Annotated in this window: 25 protein-coding genes and 1 riboswitch; of the genes, 8 read left to right on the forward strand and 17 right to left on the reverse strand. The window is 49.3% G+C overall.

Features of this window, described 5'->3' with window-relative positions:
* Window positions 1-171: 171 nt before the first annotated feature.
* The 4 genes from cysS to G6R28_RS05420 form a co-directional block, all read right to left on the reverse strand.
* The gene (cysS, locus tag G6R28_RS05405; RefSeq protein WP_213793223.1) at window positions 172-1,578 is read right to left on the reverse strand and encodes a cysteine--tRNA ligase; all 1,407 of its coding nucleotides are present in this window, start codon (window positions 1,576-1,578) and stop codon (window positions 172-174) included.
* Window positions 1,579-1,649: 71 nt separating this feature from the next.
* Window positions 1,650-3,146, reverse strand: coding sequence for a glutamate--tRNA ligase (gene gltX / locus G6R28_RS05410; protein ID WP_213793224.1), 1,497 nt, complete (start codon window positions 3,144-3,146; stop codon window positions 1,650-1,652).
* A gap of 102 nt (window positions 3,147-3,248) precedes the next feature.
* Window positions 3,249-4,616, reverse strand: a complete 1,368-nt coding sequence (radA, locus tag G6R28_RS05415; protein WP_213793225.1) for a DNA repair protein RadA — start codon at window positions 4,614-4,616, stop codon at window positions 3,249-3,251.
* Between the two features lie 3 nt (window positions 4,617-4,619).
* Window positions 4,620-5,093 carry a dCTP deaminase/dUTPase family protein gene (locus G6R28_RS05420; protein WP_213793226.1) on the reverse strand — a complete coding sequence of 158 codons (474 nt, stop codon included), beginning with the start codon at window positions 5,091-5,093 and terminating at the stop codon, window positions 4,620-4,622.
* 85 nt (window positions 5,094-5,178) lie between these two features.
* Here G6R28_RS05420 and G6R28_RS05425 point away from each other — a divergent pair, with 85 nt between their 5' ends.
* From G6R28_RS05425 to G6R28_RS05435, 3 genes are all read left to right on the forward strand, one after another.
* Window positions 5,179-5,487, forward strand: a complete 309-nt coding sequence (locus G6R28_RS05425) for a GNAT family N-acetyltransferase (protein WP_213793227.1) — start codon at window positions 5,179-5,181, stop codon at window positions 5,485-5,487.
* 29 nt (window positions 5,488-5,516) lie between these two features.
* Complete coding sequence (locus G6R28_RS05430) at window positions 5,517-5,735, forward strand: hypothetical protein (protein WP_213793228.1); 219 nt, start codon at window positions 5,517-5,519, stop codon at window positions 5,733-5,735.
* A 151-nt stretch (window positions 5,736-5,886) separates the two neighbouring features.
* Window positions 5,887-6,363 carry a hypothetical protein gene (locus G6R28_RS05435; RefSeq protein ID WP_213793229.1) on the forward strand — a complete coding sequence of 159 codons (477 nt, stop codon included), beginning with the start codon at window positions 5,887-5,889 and terminating at the stop codon, window positions 6,361-6,363.
* Window positions 6,364-6,500: 137 nt separating this feature from the next.
* On the opposite strand, the gene G6R28_RS05440 is transcribed toward G6R28_RS05435, so the two are convergent.
* Window positions 6,501-8,630 carry an AAA family ATPase gene (locus tag G6R28_RS05440; protein WP_213793230.1) on the reverse strand — a complete coding sequence of 710 codons (2,130 nt, stop codon included), beginning with the start codon at window positions 8,628-8,630 and terminating at the stop codon, window positions 6,501-6,503.
* A gap of 71 nt (window positions 8,631-8,701) precedes the next feature.
* A complete protein-coding gene (locus G6R28_RS05445) occupies window positions 8,702-8,938 on the reverse strand; it encodes a transcriptional regulator (protein WP_213793231.1) in 237 nt (78 codons plus the stop codon).
* 193 nt (window positions 8,939-9,131) lie between these two features.
* Here G6R28_RS05445 and G6R28_RS05450 point away from each other — a divergent pair, with 193 nt between their 5' ends.
* The 3 genes from G6R28_RS05450 to G6R28_RS05460 all read left to right on the forward strand — a co-directional run bounded on the left by G6R28_RS05450 (window position 9,132) and on the right by G6R28_RS05460 (window position 12,547).
* Entirely contained in the window at window positions 9,132-10,310 is a 1,179-nt protein-coding gene (locus G6R28_RS05450) for a DUF998 domain-containing protein (RefSeq protein WP_213793232.1), read from the forward strand.
* 8 nt (window positions 10,311-10,318) lie between these two features.
* Window positions 10,319-11,764 (forward strand): 23S rRNA (uracil(1939)-C(5))-methyltransferase RlmD, encoded by a 1,446-nt coding sequence (gene rlmD, locus G6R28_RS05455; RefSeq protein WP_213793233.1) that lies wholly within the window; start codon window positions 10,319-10,321, stop codon window positions 11,762-11,764.
* Between the two features lie 78 nt (window positions 11,765-11,842).
* Entirely contained in the window at window positions 11,843-12,547 is a 705-nt protein-coding gene (locus G6R28_RS05460) for a YczE/YyaS/YitT family protein (protein WP_213793234.1), read from the forward strand.
* Between the two features lie 56 nt (window positions 12,548-12,603).
* Here the strand turns inward: G6R28_RS05460 and G6R28_RS05465 are convergent, their stop codons facing one another.
* Window positions 12,604-13,176: a folate family ECF transporter S component gene (locus G6R28_RS05465; RefSeq protein WP_213793235.1), complete on the reverse strand. Its 573-nt coding sequence runs from the start codon at window positions 13,174-13,176 to the stop codon at window positions 12,604-12,606.
* Window positions 13,177-13,208: 32 nt separating this feature from the next.
* A riboswitch (THF riboswitch) is annotated at window positions 13,209-13,304 on the reverse strand.
* A gap of 171 nt (window positions 13,305-13,475) precedes the next feature.
* Between G6R28_RS05465 and G6R28_RS05470 the strand changes: the two genes are divergently transcribed.
* Window positions 13,476-13,661 (forward strand): hypothetical protein, encoded by a 186-nt coding sequence (locus G6R28_RS05470; protein WP_213793236.1) that lies wholly within the window; start codon window positions 13,476-13,478, stop codon window positions 13,659-13,661.
* An 85-nt stretch (window positions 13,662-13,746) separates the two neighbouring features.
* Here G6R28_RS05470 and G6R28_RS05475 read toward each other — a convergent pair whose 3' ends face one another.
* From G6R28_RS05475 to G6R28_RS05520, 10 genes are all read right to left on the reverse strand, one after another.
* Window positions 13,747-13,905 (reverse strand): hypothetical protein, encoded by a 159-nt coding sequence (locus G6R28_RS05475; RefSeq protein ID WP_213793237.1) that lies wholly within the window; start codon window positions 13,903-13,905, stop codon window positions 13,747-13,749.
* A 61-nt stretch (window positions 13,906-13,966) separates the two neighbouring features.
* Window positions 13,967-14,350, reverse strand: coding sequence for a hypothetical protein (locus G6R28_RS05480; protein ID WP_213793238.1), 384 nt, complete (start codon window positions 14,348-14,350; stop codon window positions 13,967-13,969).
* 8 nt (window positions 14,351-14,358) lie between these two features.
* Window positions 14,359-15,870, reverse strand: a complete 1,512-nt coding sequence (locus tag G6R28_RS05485) for a peptide chain release factor 3 (protein WP_213793239.1) — start codon at window positions 15,868-15,870, stop codon at window positions 14,359-14,361.
* A 96-nt stretch (window positions 15,871-15,966) separates the two neighbouring features.
* Complete coding sequence (locus G6R28_RS05490) at window positions 15,967-16,902, reverse strand: ABC transporter ATP-binding protein (protein WP_213793240.1); 936 nt, start codon at window positions 16,900-16,902, stop codon at window positions 15,967-15,969.
* Window positions 16,903-16,905: 3 nt separating this feature from the next.
* Complete coding sequence (locus G6R28_RS05495; RefSeq protein WP_213793241.1) at window positions 16,906-17,955, reverse strand: ABC transporter ATP-binding protein; 1,050 nt, start codon at window positions 17,953-17,955, stop codon at window positions 16,906-16,908.
* A 9-nt stretch (window positions 17,956-17,964) separates the two neighbouring features.
* Window positions 17,965-18,987 (reverse strand): ABC transporter permease, encoded by a 1,023-nt coding sequence (locus tag G6R28_RS05500; protein ID WP_213793242.1) that lies wholly within the window; start codon window positions 18,985-18,987, stop codon window positions 17,965-17,967.
* Between the two features lie 10 nt (window positions 18,988-18,997).
* Window positions 18,998-19,915, reverse strand: a complete 918-nt coding sequence (locus tag G6R28_RS05505; protein ID WP_213793243.1) for an ABC transporter permease — start codon at window positions 19,913-19,915, stop codon at window positions 18,998-19,000.
* A gap of 66 nt (window positions 19,916-19,981) precedes the next feature.
* A complete protein-coding gene (locus tag G6R28_RS05510; protein ID WP_213793244.1) occupies window positions 19,982-21,622 on the reverse strand; it encodes a peptide ABC transporter substrate-binding protein in 1,641 nt (546 codons plus the stop codon).
* Between the two features lie 197 nt (window positions 21,623-21,819).
* The gene (locus G6R28_RS05515) at window positions 21,820-23,088 is read right to left on the reverse strand and encodes an MFS transporter (RefSeq protein WP_213793245.1); all 1,269 of its coding nucleotides are present in this window, start codon (window positions 23,086-23,088) and stop codon (window positions 21,820-21,822) included.
* A gap of 98 nt (window positions 23,089-23,186) precedes the next feature.
* Window positions 23,187-24,746, reverse strand: a complete 1,560-nt coding sequence (locus G6R28_RS05520; protein WP_213793246.1) for an ABC-F family ATP-binding cassette domain-containing protein — start codon at window positions 24,744-24,746, stop codon at window positions 23,187-23,189.
* 90 nt (window positions 24,747-24,836) lie between these two features.
* Between G6R28_RS05520 and G6R28_RS05525 the strand changes: the two genes are divergently transcribed.
* On the forward strand, window positions 24,837-25,169 hold the full coding sequence (locus tag G6R28_RS05525; RefSeq protein ID WP_213793247.1) for a VOC family protein: 333 nt from the start codon (window positions 24,837-24,839) through the stop codon (window positions 25,167-25,169).
* The last annotated feature ends 17 nt before the right edge of the window (window positions 25,170-25,186 follow it).

A 25,186-nucleotide genomic window follows, 5' to 3' on the forward strand; every position in this document is an offset into this window, starting at 1 on the left:
AGTCCCTCGCAAGGAACAATAATTAGTATACCGGCTGCTTGGGGGTTGGTCAATGGTTTTTTTAGAAATTGTGCATAAATTGTCATTTACAGGGACTTAATAAGAAAAGAGTAAAAACGTTCGTTTTTACTCTTTTCTATCGGATTTATTTTATCGTTTTGTTCGTGATTTTCACAACCACTCAATTGACTGGCCATCACGGCCGTCTTTAACAAGGATCCCCATGGCTTTCAGCTGATCGCGCAAGTCATCGGAAGCCGCAAAGTCTTTCTCCGCTCGAGCCGCTGCCCGTCGTTCCAACAAGACTTTCGCATCCACTGGCAAATCCCGCTTCTCCTCAAAGTCGTCCAGGCCAAAGATGTGCAACCAGTCCGCCAACTGCTTTTGCAACAACGCCGCCTCAGCAGCAGAGCCCCCAGCCTGCAGAGTCTTGTTCGCCAAAGTCAGCGCCTCAAAGACAACGGTCAGCGCATTCTCCACGTTAAAGTCATCGTCCATGGCGCCGATGAAACGCTCGTTCAACAAAGTCAGTTGCTCCGAAAGGGCCGCATCGACCTCGCCAGCCGACCCAGCCTTTTGGCCCAGGGCCCGCATGGTCCGGTAGACTTTGTCGACTTCCTGCTGGGCCTGGTCCAAACGATCGCGAGAGTATGCAACCGGGCGGCGGTAGTGGGTCTTGACCAAAAAGTAGCGCACGCCCTGCGGATCAATGGTCTCATCTGCTAACAGGTCGTGAATCGTGACGAAGTTGCCCAAGGACTTAGACATCTTTTCATCGTTCACGTTCACAAAGCCATTGTGCAACCAGTAATGAACAAAAGGCTTGTCATGGTAAGAAACCGACTGGGCCAACTCGTTTGTGTGGTGCGGAAAGGCCAAGTCAATGCCGCCAGCATGAATATCGATGGTTTCGCCCAAGAGCGAATCAATCATCACCGAGCACTCCAGGTGCCAGCCGGGGCGGCCCGGTCCCCACGGAGAAGGCCAGGCCGTCACGCCCGGACGCTCCTCTTTTTTCCAAAGGGCAAAGTCCGTGTCGTTTTGCTTTTCGTCTTGGTCGTCGCCGTCCAAACGACCAGCCGCATTCTTCTTCAACTCGGCCATGTTTTGGTGGGACAAAACGGCGTAGTCTTTGAACTGGTTGGTCTTAAAGTAGACATCGCCGTTGACCTCATAGGCCTGGCCCTGGGCCAGCAGCTTTTCGACAAAGGCCACCATCTCTTCCATATATTGGGTTGCTCTTGGCCGCGTCGTGGCTGGTTCGATATTCAAAGCCGCGGCATCCTCTAAGAAAGCATTGGCATACTTGTCAGCCACTTCGGCTTCGGTCAATCCCTCCTTTTCACCCTGGGCGATGACTTTATCACCAAGATCGGTAAAGTTGGACACGAAATTTACTTCGAAGCCACGCCATTCCAAATACTTACGGATGGTGTCAAAGGCCACCGAGGAGCGGGCGTTGCCGATGTGAATGTAGTTGTAAACCGTCGGACCACAAAGATACATGCGCACCTTGTTCTTTTCAATAGTAGAAAAGCCTTCTTTTTCAAGGCTATAGGTGTTGTAAACCGTCTGCATGTGTCGTCGTCCTTTTACATTTTTTCTTATTATAACAAAAAAGCGAAAGCCCTTCGGCTCTCGCAATGAATTTAGGCCAAGTACTTGGCGTTGATTTCGTCCATAGTCTTCAAAACGCTATTCTTATCCAATAGAACAAGCAGCTCTGGCAAGTTAGGACCCTGAATCTGGTGTGTCGTGGCAATCCGAATTGGGTTCCACAGTTCACGACCCTTGATTTCCAATTCGTTTTGAATGGCGCGAATCGTCTTCATGTAGGTTTCGGCATCCGCATCTTCTGGAAGGGCCCGGTAGGCGTCGTTCCAGGCAGCCAAAACCTTTTGACCAGCCTCGGAAGTCAGGTAATCCGTCATTTCATCGGTCACTTCACCCAATTGGAAGAAGGGCTCACGCATCAAGTCAACGATTTGACGGGTATAGGAGATGCCATCCACACCGGCAACGTCGATGGCTTCAGCCAACCAGTCCTGCTTGGCTTTGGCCTCTTCTTCTGAAATCAGACCGGCTTTAACCAATTCCTCGATCAACTGTGGCATGATGCGGTCCTTGTCGCGACGAATCCACTGGTTGTTAATCCATTCCAACTTCTTTTGGTCGAACTTGGCGTTGGCCTTTGACAAACGGTGCTCGTCAAACATGTTCTTGAATTCTTCCAGTGAGAAGATTTCGTCTTCACCCTTTGGTGACCAGCCCAAGAGGCCGATGAAGTTATCCAGGGCTTCTGGTTGGTAACCAAGTTCGCGGTACTGTTCCACGAACTGCAGGATATCGTTGTCACGCTTTGACAACTTCTTTCCCGTTGCCGCGTTGATGATCAAGGCCATGTGACCAAACTTTGGAATATCCCAACCAAAGGCGTCATAAACCATCATCTGCTTTGGCGTGTTTGAGACGTGATCATCCCCACGCAAAACGTGAGAAATTTTCATCAAGTGATCGTCGACAACCACGGCAAAGTTATAGGTTGGCATGCCGTCGGCCTTTTGGATAACCCAGTCGCCACCAACTTCTTTTCCACCGATTGAAATGTGGCCCTTGACGATGTCATCCCATTCGTAGACCTTTTCCTCAGGTACACGAATGCGAACAACGGGCTTCAAGCCTTCCGCTTCAAACTTTTCGTATTCGGCTTCCCGCTCCTCTTGGCTCATGCCTTCATATTCGTAGATATAGTGAGGGGCTTGCTTGGCAGCCTGTTGTGCCTCTCGTTCGGCCTTCAACTGTTCAGAAGTCTTGTATGACTTGTAAGCCAAGCCACGCTTCAACAAATCATCGATGAAGGGTTGGTAAATGCCCTGTTCGTTTCGCTCAGATTGACGGTAAGGTCCGTATTCACCAGGGTTTTCTGGTGATTCATCCCAGTCCAAGCCCAACCACTTCAGGTTGTCTAATTGTGACTTTTCCCCATCGGCGATGTTACGAGCGGAATCAGTATCCTCGATACGGATAACGAAAGTGCCGTTGTAATGGCGGGCGAAAAGCCAGTTAAACAAAGCCGTACGGGCGTTTCCAATGTGTAAGTAGCCCGTTGGTGATGGGGCGTAGCGGACGCGAAAGTCGTCAGTCATGAATTCAGTTCTCCTCAGTCAGCTTAGCTGAAAAATTTCTATTAATTAGTATACAACAAAGTGCCCGTTCTTTCAGGGCTAGGAAGAATGGATTAAAGTCGGTCAAGCAAGTGCCAGCTTCAAGGCCTCCTTGATGGTCGACACGCCGACCACCTCGAGCCCTTCCGGCACCTTCACGCCGGCCAAGTTGTTCTTTGGCACAACGGCCCGGGCGAAGCCGAGCTTTCGGGCTTCTTTCAAGCGCCCTTCCAAGTCGGAAACCGAACGGACCTCGCCGGTTAGACCCAGCTCCCCAATGAAGACGTCCAAAGCCGGCGATTCCTTATCCTGGTAAGAAGAAGCAATGGCAACGGCGATGGCCAAGTCAATGGCCGGTTCGTCCAACTTCACCCCACCGGCCGCCTTCAAATAGGCGTCTTGGTTTTGCAAGAGCAAGTTGGCCCGCTTTTCCAAAACGGCCATGATCAGAGAAACCCGGTTACGGTCCAAACCAGTGGCCGTTCGCTGGGCGTTTCCAAAGACGGACGGCGTCACCAAGGCCTGGAGTTCAACCAAAATTGGCCGCTCCCCTTCCAAAGTCGCCACAATGGCCGAACCGGTTGCACCGGCCAACCGCTCTTCCAAGAAAATCTCGGACGGGTTGGCCACTTCGGCCAAGCCCTTTTCCCGCATCTCAAAGATGCCCAGTTCGTTGGTTGCCCCAAAGCGGTTTTTGACAGCTCGCAGAATCCGGTACTTGTAGTGCCGGTCCCCCTCAAAATAAAGGACCGTATCAACCATGTGCTCCAAAATCTTTGGACCAGCAATGGCCCCACCCTTGGTCACGTGGCCAACGATGAAAATCGAAATGTTGTTGGTCTTGGCAATCTGCAGCAGGTCGGCCGTGACTTCACGGATTTGAGCAACGGAGCCAATCGGCGAGGTCAGATCCGGTTCCTGCATGGTTTGCACGGAATCGATCACCAAGTAGTTGGGCTTCAACTCCTCGACCTGCTTCTTAATGGCCTCCATGTCCGTTTCCGGGTAGAGGTAAAAGTCGTCGCCACCAACTTCCAAGCGGTCGGCGCGCATCTTGACTTGGGTAGCGGATTCTTCACCGGTTACGTAGAGCACCTTACCATGGCTGGCCAACTGGCCGGATACCTGCAGCAGAAGTGTCGACTTTCCAATACCCGGATCCCCACCAATGAGCACCAGGGTGCCGGCAACAACACCACCGCCAAGCACCCGGTTTAACTCCTGCAAGTCAGTGGCGACTTTGGGCGTGTCTTCTAAGGAAACCTGGTTGATCTTCTGAACCTTGGCCGCCTTACCGTCCAGGCCAACCCGGGACTTGCGCGACTGGGTTTCGGGTTGAATCTTTTCCTCAACAAAGGTCCCCCACTCCCCACAGTTTGGGCAGCGACCTAAGTAGCGGGCCGAAATAAAGTCACAGTTGGAGCAAATAAATTGTGTTTTCGTCTTGGCCACGAATTAGGCCTCCCCGGTTGAACCAAAGCCGCCGGAACGAATCGTCTTGATGGCATCCCCATCCTGATCAGCCAGCAGGAATGGCAAGAAGAGTCCTTGGCCAATCCGGTCGCCCTTTTTGATTTGCAGGTCTTCGTCACCAAAGTTCAAGAACTGGAAGAAGATTTCCCCCTCGTTCTTTTCATTGTTATAGTAATCGCCATCCACAATGCCGACCCCGTTTGGCATCATCAACTTCTTCTTGATGGGACCAGAGGAACGGGAAACCAACTGCAAGTATTCACCTTCTTGCATGTAGGCCTTGATTCCCGTTGAAACCAAGACCGGCTTCATGGACTCTTGCAAGCCACGGGCGGGAATCACTTTGTCTTCAGCCGCTTCAAAGTCGTAGCCAGCTGCCTGAGTCGTTGAGCGCTTTGGCAGGTTCAAGTCCGCCTTTTCGTATTTTTTTACAATTTCAAATCCACGTGTGGCCATGTGATTTCCCACCTTTTCTGCTAAAATTTACTTATTATCTTTCTTATTATACGACATTGAAAAGCTTTCAAAAAGGAGGGAATCGATGGCCATTGTTTCGGCACCCGGTTGGTTCTACTACGAGGAAAATAACAAGCGCCTCGGAGAAGTTTCCTATTTAATTGAAGAAAAGGGGCAGGTCCTAGCCCTGAATCACACCTACGTCGACCCCAGCATGCGCGGCCAAAACATTGCGCAACAACTGGTCGATGCCGTCTGCGACTTGGCCCGTTCAAAAGACGCTAAAGTAAAGCCCGACTGCCGCTATGCGGCTGTTTTATTCCGCCGTTTTGACGAGAAGTACGCTGATGTTGCGATGGAAGATGGTCCAAACGCCAATTCCTGCTCAATCTAGCACACACCCCGAAGAAAAAAGGAGTCCCCATGCAAACGTTCATGAAAGAGTTTCGCGAATTTATTCCAAACAAAAAAGGCGCTCTCATCTCTAAGGGAAAAGCTGTTGATTTGGACACGCAAGTAAACAAATATGCCGAAGAAAACAACCTTGAAATCCTTCAATTCCAAGTCCGCTACGGTTCCGGTTTTGGAGAAAGCCAAAGTCCTAAGCGCATCATGGTCCTCTTCCGCCAAATTGAAGACTAATCAACAGAGAATTTTTATTTGCTTGCCACTACCAAAGTCGCTTTGCTGAACCACAAGCGGCTTTTCATCTGTCGATTTTTGAATTTCTAGGGCAGTATGATAACCTATCACTAAATATTCTAATCAAGAGAGAAATTTTCGAGAGGTATCCATGTTTTCAGATTTCGGCTTAGCGCCCTTTATCGCACTCTTTGTCATCCTGTTTTTTATCGGCTATTTGTTCCGTAAGCAGTTGAAAAAGCCCCTTAATCTCTTGGTTATTTACCTGCTACTATGGCTGCTGATGACTTTCTTCCTCGTCACCAATCCGTCTTCCGATGGCCGATCCTCGATGTGGCTACCCTTCTATCTATTTTCTTTTCTGATCATTAACCAGGCTTGGATTCTTTGGAGAGACCATAAAGGCCTTCCAAAAAGGGAACCCTTGGCAGCCAAGCATCCCGTTGCGGCCTTTTTTGCCGTCTTCATCCCAGCCATTCTCATCTTGATTTACATTAATGGCTTTCTCCCATACGACGCACTGAATACTTGGTGGTCATCATTGCTCTTCCTGACCATTGCCATGCTAGGTGGGACGTGCAGTGACTTTCTTGCTAGAAAAGTCATGGACTATCTGGATGCAAAATAACTATTCATCATTAAATTAGATTAGCCGTTTTGCTAAATAATTGACAACACAAAAACACGCCCCCAGCTAGAGGATGAGATCTTCTGGGAGCGCGTTTTTTATTTATGAAAGGCAATCAGCAATTCGCTGCACCGATTTTATTTCTTCGCCTTCTTTTCTTCAATGGCTGAGATGACAACCTTGCCATCAACCATGTCCGCAGACAATGCCTTCTTGTCAGGGTTGTCCAGGTAGAAGTCTGTCACTTGGTCACGAATTTGCTGTTCGATGACGCGACGCAGTGGACGAGCCCCGAGGGCTTCATCGTAGCCGTCTTCGATCAAGTGTTCCTTGACTTCGTCTGAAATGGTCAAGGTCAAGTTCTTCTTGGCCAAAGTCTTATTGACATCGTCCAGCATCAAGTTGACGATTTGCTTCAAGTCGTGCTTCGTCAAAGCCGAGAATTCAACCACACCGTTGAAACGGTTCAGGAATTCTGGACGGAAGAAGTGAGACAAGCGGTCCATCAAATCGCCCTTTTCGACTTCCTTATCACCGAAGCCGGCGTTTGACGTGGCAATCACAACCGTGTTCTTGAAGTTGACGACGTTTCCTTGACCATCAGTCAAGCGACCGTCATCCAAGACCTGCAAGAGCAGCGTCAACACTTGTGGGTTGGCCTTTTCAATTTCATCCAAAAGGACGATTGAGTATGGGTTACGACGGACTTTTTCAGTCAACGTGTGGGCGTTGTCGTCATAGCCGACGTAGCCAGCAGTAGCACCAATCAACTTTGAAACGGCCGTTTGGTCGGAGTATTCAGACATATCCAAGCGGATGATGGATTCCTTCGTACCAAAGAGGTCCTTAGCTAATTGCTTGGCCAATTCCGTCTTACCAACACCGGTTGGTCCGACGAAGAGGAAGGAACCAATTGGACGGTTTCCTTCGTCAAAGCCGGCACGGTTACGACGAATGGCCCGAGCAACCATGTTGACGGCCTCTTCTTGTCCGATGACCTTTCCGGCCAAGCGCTTGTCGATCTGCTTCAAGTGTTCAATGTCTGAAGCACCCATTTGTGAAACAGGGATTCCGGTCAAGCGTTCAACGGACTTAGCCACATCGTTTGCAGTGGCCGTGACTTTCTTAGCTTCCTTGGCGTTTTCCAATTCATGCTTAATGTCCTTGATTTGCTTCTTGATGGACAAGGCCTTTTCGTAGTCCTCTTCGGCTACGACCCGATCCTGTTCAGCCTGCAAGTCGGCCAGGCGCTTTTCCAGCGAAACCTTATCGGTTGCTGGATTTTGTGCTGACAAGTGAGCGGCCGTCATATCGATCAAGTCGATGGCCTTATCAGGCAATGAACGCTGTGGGATGTATTGAACGGAATAGTCCACGGCTGCCTTCAAGACATCGTCAGGCAAGGCCACGTTGTGGTGCTTTTCGTACAATGGGGCGATACCCTTCAAAATCTTCAGCGTGTCTTCTGCTGAAGGGGCGTTGACTTTGACTTCGTTGAAACGACGGGCCAAAGCCGCGTTCTTCAAAATTGTGTTCCGGTATTCGTCTTGTGTAGTGGCACCAATCAAGGACAGTTCACCACGTGACAGGGCTGGCTTCAAAATGTCGGCCAAGCCCTTACCACCTTCGCCGTCACCGGTTGAACCGGCACCGAGAATTTGGTGAATTTCGTCAAAGAAGAGCACGACGTTACCGGCCTTCTTCACTTCGTCAATCAACTTCTGCACGTTTTCTTCGAAAGCACCACGGTACTGGGTACCGGCTTCCAACTGTGAAATGTCGATGGAGTAAATCTGCTTGTCTTGGATAGCGGCCGGAACATCCCCAGCCACAATGGCTTGAGCCAAACCTTCGATGACCGCCGTCTTACCAACACCGGCATCACCGACCAGAACTGGGTTGTTCTTTGTCCGACGAGACAAGATCTCGGCCGTTTCTTGAATTTCCTTGTTACGACCAATGACTGGATCGAGCAAGCCATCCTTGGCTTCTTGAGTCAAGTTACGGCCAAGCTTTTGGAGCATGCCGTCCTGCTTAATCTTGCCAGCCTGTTGACTAACACGACCGTTACCAGCCGTTTGGCCTTCTTGGCCAGCGCCGTTTGGCAGAACCCCGGTTTGCTTGTATTGGGCAAACTCTTCGGGCGTTACTTCCCGGCCGTTGATGAGGTAACGACGGTTTTCAGAGTTCATGCCGCCGAGGCCACCCATCATGTTGTTAAAAATATCATTCATATCAGAATTAAAAGGATCGTTTTGGTATGCCATAATTTTACCTACCTTTATAAAGTAATTATTTTGTCGAACTGTTTAAAAGTCTTTAGGAAGTTACCAACCGGTTAGCCGTCTGTTTGTTGACGGTAGCTTTCTTCCAATTCACGGAGCACCTGCCACATGGCGATGTGCTGTGCTTTGGCAAGGGCGTCCAAGTCACGCAAGTTCATGGACGTTGCTTGTGACTGCGCCTTGTTAAAGGACCGGTGAATGGTTGTGTAACCGTAACCAGAATTCTTAGACACTCGATAAATTGTTAAGGACTTGTCGTCCAAGTATCGTTTAATATTGAAGCGGACCATTTTCGTCCTCCTCTTCTGTCACATTGTTAACCATTCTGTAACCTCCTCGACTATTAGTATAACACATTTGTGATATAACACAAGTGTGCTATATCTATTTTTTTAACAATCCTTTAAACTAGGTATATTGGCGCCGATGGTCAATTGTACCGTCCATCGGCCTTCACTTTTTTCCTATTTAAGAGGTAGCTACGTGGCAAAAAAACGTTTTGAAATTGAACTTCCCGACCAAGTGGTCGATGAGTTGCATCTGGAAGATGGCGATCAGATCGACATTCAGGTGACCAACCAGGCTTTCAAAGTCCTGCCGACCAAAAAGGCCCAGGAAAACCAAAACCAGGAACTGTCCATCCGCCGTTTCCTGATTCCTTCGGTCCTTGCTACCGTGATTTTTGCCCTCTACACCATTTGGCAGAAGGAAGACTTGGTCCCCCTAACCGGGTCCGATTCGATTGCCACTTGGGTGATCTTCTTAGGTGAACTAACCGGGATGGCCACCTTTATCTACACCCATCTCCAAAAAATCACTACTCTGCACGATACGGTTAAGAAGAAAACCGCCATTCGTCTGGCGCCCACGCTTTTTCTTTCCTTTGCCCTGATTCAGGCCTTTGTAACGATCGCCCTCTTCTGGGCCATCGGCTACCTCTTTCAGGCAGCCTCCTTCGATTCACTGACGGCCACGCTCATCTTCTTTCTCTTCATCTCGGTCGTCAACTACGTCATGATTTATTCGGCGACTTTGGTTTCAACAACTTTCATGATGTTCTTGTTGATCATCACCATCGTTTGCGGGGTCTTGGTGGCCATGGTGACCAACTCTCGCCTGCTCTGGTGGCAGCACAACTTCTCCTTTTTAGGAACGTCCAAGGCCGACTTTTCCTGGACCTTTAACGCGACCTTGATGATTGCCGGGTTACTCTGGGCAACCCTGATTGACTACCTCTTTGTGCCCATCCAAAAGCGGCTCCCAAAGAACTGGCGCTTAATCGTCCTGCGCCTCTTTTTGACCTTTGATGCCGGCTGCCTCTTTGCCATCGGCGCCCTGCCGAACGATCCTGGGCTGCTGCACATCGCCCACGATACGGCGGCCAACTTCTTGATTTTAGGAACCGGTCTACCCATGATTAGCATCCACTTCCTGCTGCCAAACGCCAGCAAGGAATTCAACCTCTTTTCACTGGGTGCCGCCCTTGGTATGATGCTTTCAACCATCCTCTTTTACGGGGTCCGCTACTTCTCATTAACAGCCTTCGAAATCTTCGTTTTGACCATGGGCATTTCCTGGCTCTTGCTGCTCATGCAAAACATCCACGAACTATACGAACTAAAAGACAACACCTATTCCTTTAAATTAAAAGCCATCGACTAGGAGCGACCATGACCGATTATCAGAAAAAAAACAATCAAAAAAAGCGTCCTGCAGGACACTTTCAAAAAAATCACCAGGGCCAAAGGCGTTCTGACGTTTCGGTCAAAGTCGGACAGAAGTTTCCGCTGACCATCAAGCGCCTTGGCATTAACGGTGAGGGGATTGGCTACTTCAAAAAGAAGATCACCTTCATTCCTGGTGCTTTACCCGGTGAAGTCGTGACTGCCAAAGTCACCAAGGTCACCGATAAGTACTTGGAGGCCAAGACCGTCACCGTGCGCGAACCCTCGCCCGACCGGGTTACTCCGGATGACCCGGCCGCGGACTTAGTTGGTGGCTTTGAACTGGCCCACTTGGCTTATCCGGCACAACTGGCCTTTAAGAAGGACCTGATTGGCCAGGCCTTAGAAAAGTTCAAGCCCCTTGGCTACGACCAAATCAAGGTGCTCGACACCTTGGGTATGGCAAACCCTGCCCACTACCGCAACAAGGCTTCACTGCCAATTCGAAAGCTAAAGGGTGAGCTGACCATCGGTTTGTACAAACGTGGTACCCACGACTTGGTTGATTTGCCTGAAATGGCGACCCAGGATCCCCGCACCCTGCACATCATCCGTACCCTTGGCCAAATTTTAGACCGACACTCCCTTTCCTTTTATAATGAAAAGACCAAGAAGGGCCTGGTTAAAACGCTGATTGTCCGCACCAACCTGGAGGGCCTGGCACAAGCAACGATTGTGGCTACCGAGGATCGGCTACCCGACGAAGAGCTCATCGTAAACGACTTGCAAAAGCACTTGCCCGAAGTCACCGGACTCTTCTTAAATCTGCACGACGACTCATCTTCCTTAATCTGGGGTGAGGAAACCTGGAAGCTCTGGGGTGAAGATTACTTACAAGAGGATATCTTGGGTTTGACTTTCAACTTTTCCCCAAGGGCCTTCTTGCAGCTGAACTACGAACAAATGGAAAAAACCTACGAAATTGCCCTGGCTGCCCTGGACTTGCAGCCTGAAGATCGCCTGGTTGATGCCTATGCCGGGGTCGGTACTTTAGGCCTCTCCATGGCTTACAAAGTCAGGGAAGTACGCGGCATGGAAATCATCCCCGAAGCCGTGGCAGACGCCAAGCTAAACGCAGCGGAAAACGGCATCCAAAACGCCTTTTACGAAGTTGGCTCGGCTGACCGGGTCTTCAAAAAGTGGGCCAAGGACGGCTTTAAGCCAACCGCTTTAGTCGTTGACCCACCCCGGCCCGGCTTGGAAGAGGACTTGAAAAAGGCCATTTTAAAGGCCCGTCCAGAAAAGTTTGTCTACATTTCATGCAATCCCTCGACTTTGGCACGGGACTTACGCGATCTCGATTCGGCCTACCGGGTCGACTACATCCAACCAGTCGACATGTTCCCCCAGACCCCCCGTTGGGAAGGGGTCGTCAAGCTCTCGCTCAAATAAGAGCAGCTTCTAGCACGAACCGTAGAGTCGACTGCTTCGTTAATTACCGCAATTCAAACACCTAGGAGGAAAATGCTCATGCACCAACACGACGGACAGTACTTTGAACTTTCCTTCAAGCAATTTCTTTTTTACTTCATTCTCTCGCTGACCTTAGATGCGCTCGGAAACGGCCTTTCCGTCTCAACCAACCTCGGTTCCGCTCCCTGGACCGCCGGCGCTGCCAACCTGGCCCACCTAACCGGTCTACCGATTGCCCTTTACCTGGGGTTGACGACCGTTTTGGTGGCCACAGCCAACATCTTCTTCGCTCGCAAACTCGATTGGCGGCGTTTTTTCGGTAACATCCTCTTCGGCATTCTCTTTTCGTTGATGGCCGGCTTCTTTACCTCCTGGTTCATGACGCTTGGGATCAACCACTTCCCCCTCTGGTCCAAAGTCGTAATCGACATCATTGGTCTTTCCACCATCGGTGTCGGCATCTCGATTTACCAACGGGTGAACGTGATTCTCCACCCAATTGATGATTTGACCAACATCCTGCGCTTCTCCTACTTCCATGGATCGGCGCCCAAGGCTCAGATGTCCAACTTCTTCGTGGCCATCTTCATTTCCTTGATCTGCTGGCTTCTGTCAGGAACGGTCGTTGCCCTAAACATTGGAACGGCCTTCGCCTTTCTCTGCCAGGGCTCCATCATCGCCTGGTCGGACCGCTTCGTCTTCCCGGCCCTCGTGCACGGAAACATGGACAAGTCCCACAAGGATATTCCACAGCAAAATTAATGCAAAAAAGCCGTTCTTTTGTTAAGAAAGAACGGCTTTTTTAATGAGCTTTTATTTTAAAAGAAGCGCTTTGACAAATCCAAGACCGCTGGATTATTCAACACCCAGTAGGTCAGAACCAGCTGGATTGGATAAAAAATCACGGACTTGATGAGCCTTGGTGACAGCATCCCCATAAAGACGGACCAGGAACGGTGGCTGGCATAGAGAATCATAATGGCCGCCGTGTTAATCAGCAAGTTCACGATAAGGGTGATGGCCAGCACCGCTAAGGCAATTGTCCACCAAGAGAGCTTCTCCTCCTTTCGTTCACGAAAGAAGAAGGCCCCGTAAATCAAACCGGATAAGGCAACTCCCACCGCCATCACCGGCGACCAGGTGCCGCCGGAAAAGAAGCTGACTTTGATAAAGTCCGAAAGAACCATGACCAGCATGGTCCAGATTGGCCCAAACCACTTGCCCATTAGAGACGAAGCCAGGAAAACAAAGGAGATTCGAAGAATCTGCGTTGTAATCGACAGCCGGCCCAGCAAAAAGGACAGGGCGATTAAAACAGCCAGCAAGACCAGCTGTTGGACGGTCAAAATGGGCAAGCCCCACTTTGAAAAGCGCGTGCGTGTATTGTTCATGTTATTGAACCTCCTCAAAGGAGCGTCCACCGATTGGTGAATGCGAAACCCGTACCGCACATTAACTGTTTCGTCGCTGGCCCACATTCCGTTTCCAGCGCACTTAACGCACGGGTTCCTACCCCATATTTAATATAGCGTTCGCTAGCAAAACGCCACTCCCTATTATAGCAGGTATTTCAGTCCCCCACCTTGCCAAAGTCGCATGAGAAAAGTCCTAAATGGCATATGTTATACTATTTACCATAAATACTCTGATAAAAATTCAAAAAACTAAACATTCACAGGGAGAAGTTTACATGAAAGAATTTATTGAAAAACACATCATCTGGTTCTTAGCTGCCATCATCATTTTAGAAGCACTGAACATCTTTAGCCCACTAGGAAAGGATGCCACGACCAGTATCATCTTAAACTTGGCTCTCTTGGTCTATTCCGCTTTCCTATTGGTTGGGGTGCGATCAAATCACAATAAAAAGAAGTAAAACAAAAACCCTCTGTTTTCAATCCATTCGCAGGATAAAAGCAGAAGGGCTTTTTAATTGTTTTCGAGACAGCCTTGTACTGGAATTACTTGTACAAAATCAAAGCGGAAACGCGGGCCAACGATTGGGCGTATTTAACGTCCACAATCTCGTGATCGTGGTTTTGCAACTCCTTCAAAGCCTCGTTCAACTTCTTATCAAAACGTTGTCCACTAACACTACCCGTTACTAATTGCGTTAACATGCGATTGCTTCCTTTCTTCTATACACCCCAAGTCTAGCACTCTTTTTGAATAATGACGTATTCAATTGAAAAAGGCCAGTATGAAATCGATTGGATCCGGCAACTCCTTTCCATAGACAAAACGGAAATAAGCCATTAGCCATATAAAAATAAAAATCAAATAGAGAATAAGAGTAACTTGCGTTAACGAAAAATGTGCTGGGAAAAGGGTCGCCGCACCATCAAAGGCCATTTTAACACCAGTATGTGTTTGAAAGCCTTGGCTACTGCGATTTAAAAACAGTTCAACTAGATTATCAAGAAAAAAGATTAAAACATATACCACAGATGCAATCGAAGTTTGCTTCGTTAATTTTCTCAATACCTTTGCCATATAAACCCTTTCTCTCCATCTAAATTCTTTTTCTATGATAACAAAAAACAGCCACCAACCGGTGACTGTCATTGCTAAATTTACATTTTTGCTTCCAAGTCCACGTCGGGGTACTTGTCTTTAAACCAATTCATGGCGAACTGGTTTTCAAAGAGGAAGACGGGCCGGTCGTAGCGATCTTTGACCAAGAGGTTTCGTGACGAGGCCATTTTTTCGTTGACCTGGTCAGGGTCGACCCAGCGGGCGACTTTGGAACCAATTGGCTCGAATTGGATGGCCACGTTGTATTCGTTTTCCATTCGGAACTTGAACACTTCGAACTGCAGTTGTCCAACAGCACCCAGGATGTACTCGTTTGAGTTCCAAGACTTATAAAGCTGAATCGTCCCTTCTTGAACCAGCTGGGTGATGCCCTTGTGGTAGGACTTCTGCTTCATGACATCCTTGGCAATGACTTTGTTAAAGAATTCTGGGGTGAAGGTTGGCAAATCGGGGTAGGTCACCTTCTTTTTACCCGAATAGATGGTGTCGCCAATTTGGAAGTTTCCCGTATCGTAGATACCAATGATGTCACCCGGAACGGCGTCTTGGACGTTTTCACGTTCCTCGGCCATAAACTGGGTCACGTTAGCCAGGCGAAGCTTCTTATCGGTCCGCGACAAAGTCACGTCCATCCCCTTCTTGAATTCACCAGAGACAATTCGCGCAAAGGCGATTCGGTCGCGGTGCCGGGGATCCATGTTGGCCTGAATCTTGAAGATAAAGGCAGAGAACTGATCGTTTGTCGGTTCCATGACTTGGTCATCGACCGTTTCAATGGCCGCTGGTTCCGGTGCGTACTGCAAGTACTGCTCCAAGAACTCCGTCACACCGAAGTTGGCCAGAGCTGAACCGAAGAAGACCGGCGTTAACTTTCCATGAGCAACAGCCTCTTTGTCAAAGTCGTTTCCCGCATCTTCTAGCAGTTCGACCTCATCCATCCCCTCTGCCATCACTTCGGGATGGTCGGAGGCGTTTTTGAAAGGAATCAATTCCTTTTGACGCAAGTCATAGATTCCTTGCAGAATCTGACCGGAACCGATTGGCCAGTTCATCGGAAAGGCTTGAATGCCAAGCGTCGATTCCAATTCATCAACCAAATCCAATGGTGCTCGGGCGTCCCGGTCAATCTTGTTGAAGAAGGTAAAGACGGGGATTCCACGCTTTGACACGATTTCAAAGAGCTTTTTAGTCTGTGGCTCGATACCCTTGGCGGCATCAACAACCATGACAACCGAGTCCACGGCCATCAATGTTCGGTAAGTGTCTTCCGAAAAATCTTCGTGCCCAGGGGTGTCCAAGATGTTAATTCGCTTACCATCGTAGTCAAACTGCAAAACGGAAGAGGTAACCGAGATACCACGTTGCTGCTCGATGGCCATCCAATCGGAAGAGGCCATCTTCTTCGCCCCACGACCCTTGACCGTTCCGGCCTCGCGGATAACCCCTCCGTGCAGGAGGAGTTGCTCCGTCAAAGTCGTTTTACCGGCATCGGGGTGGGAAATAATGGCGAATGTTCGCCTTGTTTTCAAAGCTTGTTTAAAGTCTGTCATAATGTCTTTATTTTACCGGAAAAAAGCAGTTAGGGCTAGACGCAATGTCTGCCTTAACTGCTTTTACTCGTTTAAAGAATACCTTCTCAAGTCATTCTATCGTTGGGCGTCCTTGTACTTGACCACTTCTTCTGGCGTTGCCAAAACAAAGTGACCCGGTTCCACTTCCACCATTTCACGTTCCTGACCGTCCTTTTCAAAGGATGGGTCGTAGGTTTCAACGCGGTGGGCTTTTTCCTTAACAGGATCCGGTTCCGGAACGGCTGAAAGCAAGGACTTGGTGTAAGGGTGCAGGGCGTGGTTATAGACCTGCTCGGCCGTTCCTAACTCAACCAACTTTCCCCAGTGCAAAACACCGATTCGATCGGACAAGTACTTGACCATGGCCAAATCGTGGGCGATGAACAAGTAGGTCAGCCCGTGGTCCTTTTGCAATTGAGCCAGGAGGTTGACCACCTGGGCCTGAACGGACACATCAAGGGCCGAAATCGGTTCATCGGCAATGATGAACTTAGGCTTCACGGCCAAGGCACGGGCGATCCCGATTCGTTGCTTCTGCCCACCGGAAAATTCGTGTGGATAACGAGAAGCGTGATCCTCGTTCAAGCCAACCATTTGGAGGAGTTCCAAGACTTTCTTCCGGCGCTTTTCCTTATCTTTTGGATAACCGGCTTCATCAAGGCCTTCGCCCAAAATGTTTGAAACCGTCAAGCGACCGTTCAAAGAGGCCTGCGGATCCTGAAAGATCATCTGGGCCTGACGACGAAAGTCGCCCAGCTCCTTGCGCTTCATCTTCGTGATGTCTTGACCATCAAAGGTGATCGAACCAGATTCTGGTTCATACAGTTTCAAGACGGAACGACCCAAAGTCGTCTTTCCCGAACCGGATTCCCCAACAAGGCCGAAGGTTTCCCCCTCGTAAATGTCGAAGGAGACGTTGTCCAAGGCCTTGTTTTCGTTTTTCTTTCCCTTGTTAAAAGTCAGGGTCAAGTTCTGAATCGCCACTTGTTTTTTTGCATCGGGATTCTGCATGGCTTACCCCTCCTTTACAAAGTTTTCCTGCCAAAAGGCTTGGCGTTTTTGAATTTCAACCGGTGGCTCCACCTTTGGTGCCCGTTCATCAAGTAACCAAGTAGCGGCTTCGTGCGTATCGGAAACCTTAAAGAACGGTGGTTGTTTCTCATGGTCAATGTCTAGTGCATAGGCATTACGGTTGGCAAAGGCATCCCCCTTTGGTGGGTAAAGCAAATCGGGTGGTGTTCCCGGAATGGCGTGCAAGGACCCGAGGGCCGTTGACGTCGTTGGCATGGATGAGAGAAGTCCCCAAGTATAGGGGTGCTTTGGATTGTAGAAAATCTCGTTGACCGTTCCCTTTTCAACAATCTTACCGGCGTACATAACAGCCACGCGGTCGGCCACGTCAGCCACCACACCCAAGTCGTGGGTGATGAAGATGACGGACATGTCCCGCTTCTTCTGCTGGGCCTTAATCACGTTAATGATTTGGGCCTGGATGGTCACATCCAAAGCCGTCGTTGGCTCATCGGCAATCAACACGTCCGGCTCGGCCGCCAAGGCAATGGCGATCACGGCACGCTGGCGCATTCCACCAGACCACTGGTGTGGGTAGTCGTTAATGTGCTTTTCAGCATCAGGAATCCCAACGTCTTTCATCAAGGCCAGGGCCGCTGCAAAAGCTTCCTTTTCTGACATGCCCAGGTGCTTTTCCATGGGTTCTGCAATTTGCTTACCAATCGTCATGGTTGGGTCCAATGAGGTCATCGGATCCTGGAAAACCATGGCAATCTTAGCACCGCGCACCTGGTCCCAGTCACTTTCTTCATAACCGGCCAAGTTTTCCTCACCGAGCAAAATCTGACTTTCTTCTGAAACGGTCGCGTTTTGGGCGTTTAAACCAAGCAAGGTCTTTGTCGTAACGGACTTTCCAGAACCTGATTCCCCGACAATGGCCAAGGTTTCACCCTTCTTCAGGTCAAAGTCGACCCCGCGAATGGCTTTGACCACACCGGCGTAGGTTTGAAAGGAAACCGATAGATTTTTAACTTGTAAAACGGGAGCTGGCATAAAAGCCTCCTATTCGTCTAACATCTTTGGATCAAAGGCGTCCCGCAAGCCATCGCCCAAGAGGATGAAGGCCAGGGAAACCAGAACCAAGATGGTAGCTGGAATGAGAATTTGGTATGGGTAATACTGAAGCATCGACTGTGAATCGGCAATCAGCGTTCCAAGGGAAGCCGTTGGCGCCTTCACACCCAGGTTAATGGCGGACAAAACGGCTTCGAACATGATGGCTGATGGAATCGTCATCATCACTTGCACGATGATTGTACCGGCCATGTTTGGCACCAAGTGCTTAACGGCAATCTTTGGTCCAGAACCGCCAAGGGTCTTGGCAGCCAGAACAAAGTCACGTTCCTTCAAGGTCAAAGTTTGGTTTCGCACCTGCCGAGCCATGGAGACCCAGTTTGTCAGGGCGATGGCCAGAATGATGGAACCAATTCCGGAACCAAAGAGCATGGCCAAGAGGGTCACGACAACCAAAGTCGGGATGGCCGAAATCACTTCGATGATACGCTGCATGAGTGTGTCAACCCAGCCACCAAACCACCCGGAAATCAATCCGTAGGAAACACCGAAGACCAAGTCAATGGCCGTGGCGGCTAAGGCAACGAAGAGCGAGATACGAAGACCAACCGTCACACGCTTTCCAAGTGAACGACCCAAGTTATCGGTTCCAAAAAGGAAATTCTGCTTAACGTCGTTCTTTTCATAAACGTCGACTTTATCAGCGGAACCAAGGACCGTTCCCTTTCCATCCCAGAGTGGAATGGGCAGACCGGACTTTGGTGGCAAGCTCTTATACTTAGCCCCCGCGTTTGTATTAAATTGGTTGGCATCGCTTTGTGAAACGACCGCGGTCGAAGCCAAAGCAAAGATGGCCACAGCCGCCAAGAAGTAAAGGGACACAACGGCCAACTTATTCTTCTTCAAGCGGTGCCAAACCGACTGCCAGAAAGTCAGTGTGGGCTTGTTAATTTTTTCCGTGGCGGCTTCGTTTTTGATGCCGACCAGGGTAAATTCTTGACTTGCTTCCATGACTTTCCTCCTAGTCTAAGCGGACACGTGGGTCAACAAAGGCCGTCAAAATGTCGGTGATCAAAATCATCACCATCAACATCAGGGCGTAAACAATGGTCGTTCCCATGATAACGGGGTAATCCTTTGTCGGAATCGATGACACAAACTGCTGCCCAATTCCAGGGATTGAGAAGATGTTTTCAACCAGGGTTGAACCCGTCAACAGGTTGGCCGTCATTGGGCCAATCAGGGTCAAGATTGGAATCATCGAGTTACGGTAGGCGTGTTTTTGAATAACCTGACCTTCACCAATTCCCTTTGCCCGGGCTAATTGGATGTAGTCGGAATGCAACACTTCAATCATTTCAGACCGAACAAAGCGCGTCGTAATCGCGGCTGGTCCAACAGCCAAAGCAATCGTTGGCAAAACCGTCTGGGAGAACGAATCACCCCAGCCAGAAACCGGCAGCCAGTTTAATTGGTAGCCGAAGACGAAGAGCAAGACAATGGCCAAAATAAAGGAAGGTGTTGAAATTCCAAGGGTTGAAACAACTCCCAGGAAGCCATCCAACTTTTGGTTTTGGTGACGGGCCGAAAGGGCACCAAACCAAAGACCAAACAAGACACCAACAATCAAGGCCTGGACACCCAGCTGAGCTGAAATTGGCAGACGCTGCCCAATCAGCATCGAAACGGACTGGTTTTGGTACTGGAAAGAAGTTCCCAAATCCCCGTGCAAGAGGTTAATCAGGTAGTCCCAGTATTGAACGATGACCGGCTTATCCAGCCCGTAGGTGGCGTTCAACTGTTCAATGGCAGAAGCCGTCAGCTTGGGGTTGTTGTAAGGTGTTCCCGGCAGAATCTGCATCAGGAAGAAGGTGGACGTGACCACGATCCATAGAGTGATAACCAGGATCAATACACGTTTCAATATATAGCGGGCCATAAGGTCTCTCCTTTTAGTTACGAATATGTACGAAAGTCGGCTTTCGCCGACTCTCTTATCTTTCAATTACTTACGGTGTGCGTAAGTCAAATCAAGTGTTAATCCAACTGGGCTTTCAACAACACCCTTCACGTTTGAACGAACCAGTGAGCTGGCCTTCCATGAGTAAAGTGGATTGATGTTAGCATCGTCCATCAAGGCCTTTTCAGCGTCCTTGAAGTCGTCTTGACGAGCAGATGCGTTGGTTGCATCCGTCGTGTCTGCCTTCTTTACGGCTGCGAAGTAAGATTCGTTAGTGAACTTACCGTCGTTGTAGCCGGCATCCTTGCTTGCGAACAGGTCGTAGAAAGTAGAACCGTCTTGGTAATCACCGTTCCAGTTCGTAACCACAACATCAAAGTCGCCAGATTGTGAATCCTTCAAACGTTGCTTGAATGGCACAACCTTTTCAGTCACTTCGATGTCAGATCCGAAGGTTGATTCCCAAGCCTGCTTGATGTAGTCAACCGTGTTCTTTGAGATGACGGAATCGGCATCAGTTTCAAGGCTGATCTTCATCTTGCCTTGGTTCACTTCGGCCAAACCTTCCTTGAAGAGCTGTTGGGCCTTCTTCTTGTCGTAAGTGTAGCCAGGCTTTACGTAGGCAGCCAAGTCTTCACCAGAAGTCGTCTTCGTCAATCCCTTTGAAACGAGGGAAACGGCGGCGTCACGAGTTCCACCAGTTGCCTGTGAAGCCAATTCCGTACGGTTCGTTGCCAAGTTCAAGGCTTGACGAATCTTTTGGTTCTTCAAAAAGGCGTTGTTGGCCTGGTTGTATTCAAGGTAAGTAGCAGCGGCAACGGCCGCTGACTTAACATCCTTGTTGTTCTTGTTAGCTGAGTACATTTCAGGTGAGTTCGAGATTGAAACGCGGTCGATCTTACCTTGCTTGTAAAGCTTCAAAGCCGTGTCTGGGTTCTTAACAACTTGCCAGTTAACCGTCTTCGTCTTCACGTTCTTGGCATCCCAGTAGTTGTCGTTTTTGACCATCTTGAACTTACCGTTGGTTCCGTTCCAACCTTCGAACTTGTAAGCACCAGAGTAGATTTGCTTGTCAGCAGTCGTTCCGTACTTGTCGCCTTCTTTGTTCACAACAGATTCTTTTTGTGGAGCGAAGTTCGCAAAGGCCAAGAGGTACTTGAACTGTGGCATTGCGTGGTCCAACTTGAAGGTAATCGTGTTACCAGAAGCTGAAACGCCCAATTCAGAAACGTCCTTCTTGCCTGCCATAATATCGTCAGCGTTCAAAACACCGGAAGCCAGGTATGAGTATTGTGAAGCTGTCTTAGGGTTAACCATTCGCTGCCATGAGTAAACAACATCTTTGGCAGTTAACTTTGAACCGTCTGACCACTTCAAACCTGAACGCAATTCAACTGTATAAGTCAAACCGTCATCGGAAACCTTGTATGACTTTGCCAAGTCAGGCGCTGGTTCACCCTTTGAGTTCACACGCAACAAGTTTGATTCCGTGTTACCCAAAACCAAGTTTGAATATTGGTCGGTTGCTTTTGACGTATCCAATGTCTGCACATCAGCAGACATCGCATAGTTCAACGTATTCTTATCGGAGCTGGGGTTACTGCCCCACCATCCGGCTGCTTTGGTTCCACCCGCCACAGCAGCGACAACAACAACGGCTGTTGTCCACTTCTGCCATTTCTTCATTTTCCTGACCTCCCGGCGTTTTTAATGTTGAATTAATAATATCAGATAAATATTTAACTTTCAAATAATTTTCTAATAATTAACTAATAAAAATTCATTAAGGTCGATAAGAGCAGCTTAACGTCCGCTATCAAAGGGCTTTTTTACCGTTTTATTACAAAATAAAAAAGGGGCTTTTAGCCCCTTTTTATCCTTTGTTACGCTTTTTGCTCCTTTAAACGGACAAAACGCACGTAAAAAATCAGCACAATCGTATAGGCTGCCATCAGGCCGAAGGATAGTTGGACCGACCAAAGATTGGCCACCGACATGAAAATTAATTGCCCGACCGGCAGTGTAAAAGTCGTCGCTGTCGAAATGATGCTCATCGAAAGGGCCAGGCGTTGGTCCTTGGTATTGTTCACCACCCAGGCCGACAGCTTGGGTTGCACCTGTCCCTGGCAAAAGGCGCAGATAAACATTAGCAAAAAAGTGATGTAGAAGGGACAAGTGTAGAAAAAGGCCAAAACAACAGCTAGAATGCTCATCATCTGAAGGCTTAGTGCCTCTGCAATCGTCTTCTGTCTCATAAAGGGCAGAGGCAGCAGGGCACCAAGAATGGCGCCGACGGCAAAAACCGTTTCCATGGTCGCCACCGAAAAACCAAAGTTCACAATTTGCATGCTTGGTCGACGCAGGAAGGCCAAGACCGACACTTCGCCAATCGCAGCGCCAATAAAGCCCGACAGCGTGTAGATGGACACGTACCAGCCAAGCAACCGAACAGAAAAAACGTCTTTTAGGGCAGCCAGCAGAGCAACCAAGAACTTTGGTTTGGCTTCCTGATCGCTGACTTTTGCTGACTCAGCAGGATTGCTGGCTGGTAAAGCCTTCTTTATCCGAAACAAGAAGAGAGCACTCAAGACAAAGAGGAGGGCGTTCATGATGGCAAAGGATGCGTAGTTATAGGCCAGTAACACAATCACGGTCGACCCAAGGAACTGGCCGGCCAAAGAAGCGGTCTGCAGCACGCCATTGGCAAAGCCGGTCATCCGTTCTCGGTCATCGTTTCGAATCGACTTTTGTAGAATGGGCATCAGTAGGGAGGTGCTGTAGTTGCCAATCGAATCCGAAAAGACGTTCACGAAAATGATGAGGGCAAAGAGCAACCAGCTAAAGGGCTGGTTAATGAAGAGCGCTAGGAAAAAGTAGGCCAGAGCCTGCACAAACTTTAACCGGCGGGCCGAACGGACTTTTTCGGGCTTTTGATCAGCAAAGTAGCCGGTTAGCATTTGATAGAGGCCGGGGACGAAGTTGGCAATGCCAACAATCGTTAGCGCCCAGCCCTGTTCTGCGTGACTGGGCATCATACCGGCGTAAATGACCATCGTAATGTTGAAGAGACTAGCCCCCAACGCTTCTGCAACGTTTGAAAACAGTAAAGACCGATAAGTCGGTTTTCTTAAGTAATCCTGGATAATTCCCATTTTCAACCCCCCTCTTCATTTTTCTCTCATTTTAAGAAACATTATACGGGTGCATTAAGAAAAGTCCACAAAAAAAGCACACCTGCGTGTGCTTTTTGCTATCCTTCCGGATTTTCCTTGTAAGACAAAGCGGCGACGTTCAAAGTCTGATCCGCCAAGTCCTTGGTAAAGGAAACTTCGTGGGAAACGATGATGGCGTTTCCTGGGAAGGCCTTGATGGCCTTGTACAAAGCATTCTTCGTTTCTTCGTCCAAGTGGTTGGTTGGCTCATCTAGAATCAAGAAGTTCGATGGCTTCATTTCCATAATGGCCAGCTTGACCTTCGTCTGCTCCCCTCCTGAAAGTTGGAAGAGTGGCTTTTGGGCGTTTTCGGAATTGATTCCAGCCCCGGCCAAACGCTGCCGGAGCTCCTTTGGCAAGATGGTTGGGAAAAGGTCCTGCATGGCCTGCAAAGGCGTTTGCTGGTCATTGTCCCAATCCAGGTCCTGGTCAAAGTAGTTCACGACGGCGGATGGGGAGAACTCAACCGTTCCACCCAGCTTTGGAATGTCACCCAGAATTGATTTAATCAAAGTAGACTTACCCGCCCCGTTAAAGCCGGCAAAGACCAGCTTCTTTTCGGTAGTAATGGAGAAGGATACGGGTTCCAGGATTGGCTGATCGTAGCCAACCGAGAGCTTGGTCACCGTTAAGGCCGCGGCCGATTGCGTGTTGACGTATGGGAAGTTAAACTTGGCCTTCAGGTTTTCCTGAGGCGGTTCGAGTTTATCCATTCGAGCCAGCATCTTTTCGCGGGAACGGGCCTGCTTGGAAGTTGAGGCACGGGCCTTGTTTTTGGCAATAAACTTCTCAGCCTTGGCGATTTCTTCCTGCTGCTTTTCGTACTGGCGGATCTGTTGGTCCGTCCGCTCCGCCTTTTGCCGCATGGCCTTTTGGAAAGAACCACGGTACTTGGTAATCTTCCCAAAGGAAACGTCAGCAATGGCGTTGGTGACTTTGTCCAAGAAGTCAAAGTCGTGGGAAATGATCATGGCAGCGCCTTCAAAGTTTTGCAAGAAGCCTTCCAGCCATTCAATGTGAGAAACATCGAGGTAGTTGGTTGGCTCATCCAAAATGATGACGTCATCGTTTTCAAGCAGAAGCTTGGCCAAAATCACCTTGGCACGCTGCCCACCGGACATGTGTTCCAGTTCGCGGTCGCGCCCAATTACTTCCAGACCAAGCCCGGAGATCACCCGCTCAATTTCGGTATCGACGTCATAGAAGCCGGCGGCATCCAGCTCTTCTTGGATTCGCCCAGCCTTTTCGAGCAGCTTGTCATCTGCCGTCGCCGCGTACTTTTCGTAGAGCGCCGTCATCTTGTCCTGCTTGTCGTAGAGGTCCTGGTAGGCGGTGTGCAAAAAGTCCACCAGGGTCATCCCCGCAGGAATTTCGGCGTACTGATCCAGGTAACCAATCTTCAGGTTCTTGGCCCACTCGATTTTTCCGGAAAGGGGCAAGACCTGACCGGTCAAAATCCTGATCAAGGTTGACTTGCCGGCCCCGTTTTGACCGACAATGCCCATGTGTTCACCGGCCTGGAGTTCCAGTTCCGCGTTTTCGTATAAGGTTTTTTCTGCGTAGGCCATTGACAGCCCACTTACTTCTAATAATGCCATAGCCCTAATTCTAGCACATTTTGGCCCATTTCCATAGCAAAGCCAAGACGCTTGGCCTATACTAGAAGAAAGATCCTCGAGGAGTTTTTTATGAAAGTCCGTAAACTAAACCACAAAACCATCCCCGCCACCGATAAAAACCGGGCCTACCGCTTCTGGCGGGACGTTTTTGACCTGCCCCAAGTAGGCCAACAAGACGAGCGACGACTTGCGGTCGATCACGAAGAATTAACCTTTGTCGAAGGGCCAGTCGAAAAGGACTTTGAACTCCTGGTTCGCGACCACGAAAGTTCCTTACAGCAGCATTTAAAGAACAACTTCGTGCCCGTTTTGGAGCGCGAGGAGCGCTTTTCCAACAAGGTCGCCCTGACGGTCGAAGATTCCGAAGGAAACCGGATCGTGATTGAAGGAAACTTGGACTAATTTTTTTCGATTTTTTT

Origin of the sequence: Fructobacillus papyrifericola, from assembly GCF_018437235.1 — a bacterium.
In the GTDB taxonomy this organism is placed as follows: domain Bacteria; phylum Bacillota; class Bacilli; order Lactobacillales; family Lactobacillaceae; genus Fructobacillus; species Fructobacillus papyrifericola.

Coding starts and splice junctions, on each gene's coding strand:
- cysS (WP_213793223.1), bottom strand. CDS start 1,578: ATGCAGACGGTTTACAACACCTATAGCCTTGAAAAAGAAGGCTTTTCT.
- gltX (WP_213793224.1), bottom strand. CDS start 3,146: ATGACTGACGACTTTCGCGTCCGCTACGCCCCATCACCAACGGGCTAC.
- G6R28_RS05420 (WP_213793226.1), bottom strand. CDS start 5,093: ATGGCCACACGTGGATTTGAAATTGTAAAAAAATACGAAAAGGCGGAC.
- G6R28_RS05425 (WP_213793227.1), top strand. CDS start 5,179: ATGGCCATTGTTTCGGCACCCGGTTGGTTCTACTACGAGGAAAATAAC.
- G6R28_RS05430 (WP_213793228.1), top strand. CDS start 5,517: ATGCAAACGTTCATGAAAGAGTTTCGCGAATTTATTCCAAACAAAAAA.
- G6R28_RS05435 (WP_213793229.1), top strand. CDS start 5,887: ATGTTTTCAGATTTCGGCTTAGCGCCCTTTATCGCACTCTTTGTCATC.
- G6R28_RS05440 (WP_213793230.1), bottom strand. CDS start 8,630: ATGGCATACCAAAACGATCCTTTTAATTCTGATATGAATGATATTTTT.
- G6R28_RS05445 (WP_213793231.1), bottom strand. CDS start 8,938: ATGGTCCGCTTCAATATTAAACGATACTTGGACGACAAGTCCTTAACA.
- rlmD (WP_213793233.1), top strand. CDS start 10,319: ATGACCGATTATCAGAAAAAAAACAATCAAAAAAAGCGTCCTGCAGGA.
- G6R28_RS05460 (WP_213793234.1), top strand. CDS start 11,843: ATGCACCAACACGACGGACAGTACTTTGAACTTTCCTTCAAGCAATTT.
- G6R28_RS05465 (WP_213793235.1), bottom strand. CDS start 13,176: ATGAACAATACACGCACGCGCTTTTCAAAGTGGGGCTTGCCCATTTTG.
- G6R28_RS05470 (WP_213793236.1), top strand. CDS start 13,476: ATGAAAGAATTTATTGAAAAACACATCATCTGGTTCTTAGCTGCCATC.
- G6R28_RS05475 (WP_213793237.1), bottom strand. CDS start 13,905: ATGTTAACGCAATTAGTAACGGGTAGTGTTAGTGGACAACGTTTTGAT.
- G6R28_RS05480 (WP_213793238.1), bottom strand. CDS start 14,350: ATGACAGTCACCGGTTGGTGGCTGTTTTTTGTTATCATAGAAAAAGAA.
- G6R28_RS05485 (WP_213793239.1), bottom strand. CDS start 15,870: ATGACAGACTTTAAACAAGCTTTGAAAACAAGGCGAACATTCGCCATT.
- G6R28_RS05490 (WP_213793240.1), bottom strand. CDS start 16,902: ATGCAGAATCCCGATGCAAAAAAACAAGTGGCGATTCAGAACTTGACC.
- G6R28_RS05495 (WP_213793241.1), bottom strand. CDS start 17,955: ATGCCAGCTCCCGTTTTACAAGTTAAAAATCTATCGGTTTCCTTTCAA.
- G6R28_RS05500 (WP_213793242.1), bottom strand. CDS start 18,987: ATGGAAGCAAGTCAAGAATTTACCCTGGTCGGCATCAAAAACGAAGCC.
- G6R28_RS05505 (WP_213793243.1), bottom strand. CDS start 19,915: ATGGCCCGCTATATATTGAAACGTGTATTGATCCTGGTTATCACTCTA.
- G6R28_RS05510 (WP_213793244.1), bottom strand. CDS start 21,622: ATGAAGAAATGGCAGAAGTGGACAACAGCCGTTGTTGTTGTCGCTGCT.
- G6R28_RS05515 (WP_213793245.1), bottom strand. CDS start 23,088: ATGGGAATTATCCAGGATTACTTAAGAAAACCGACTTATCGGTCTTTA.
- G6R28_RS05520 (WP_213793246.1), bottom strand. CDS start 24,746: ATGGCATTATTAGAAGTAAGTGGGCTGTCAATGGCCTACGCAGAAAAA.
- G6R28_RS05525 (WP_213793247.1), top strand. CDS start 24,837: ATGAAAGTCCGTAAACTAAACCACAAAACCATCCCCGCCACCGATAAA.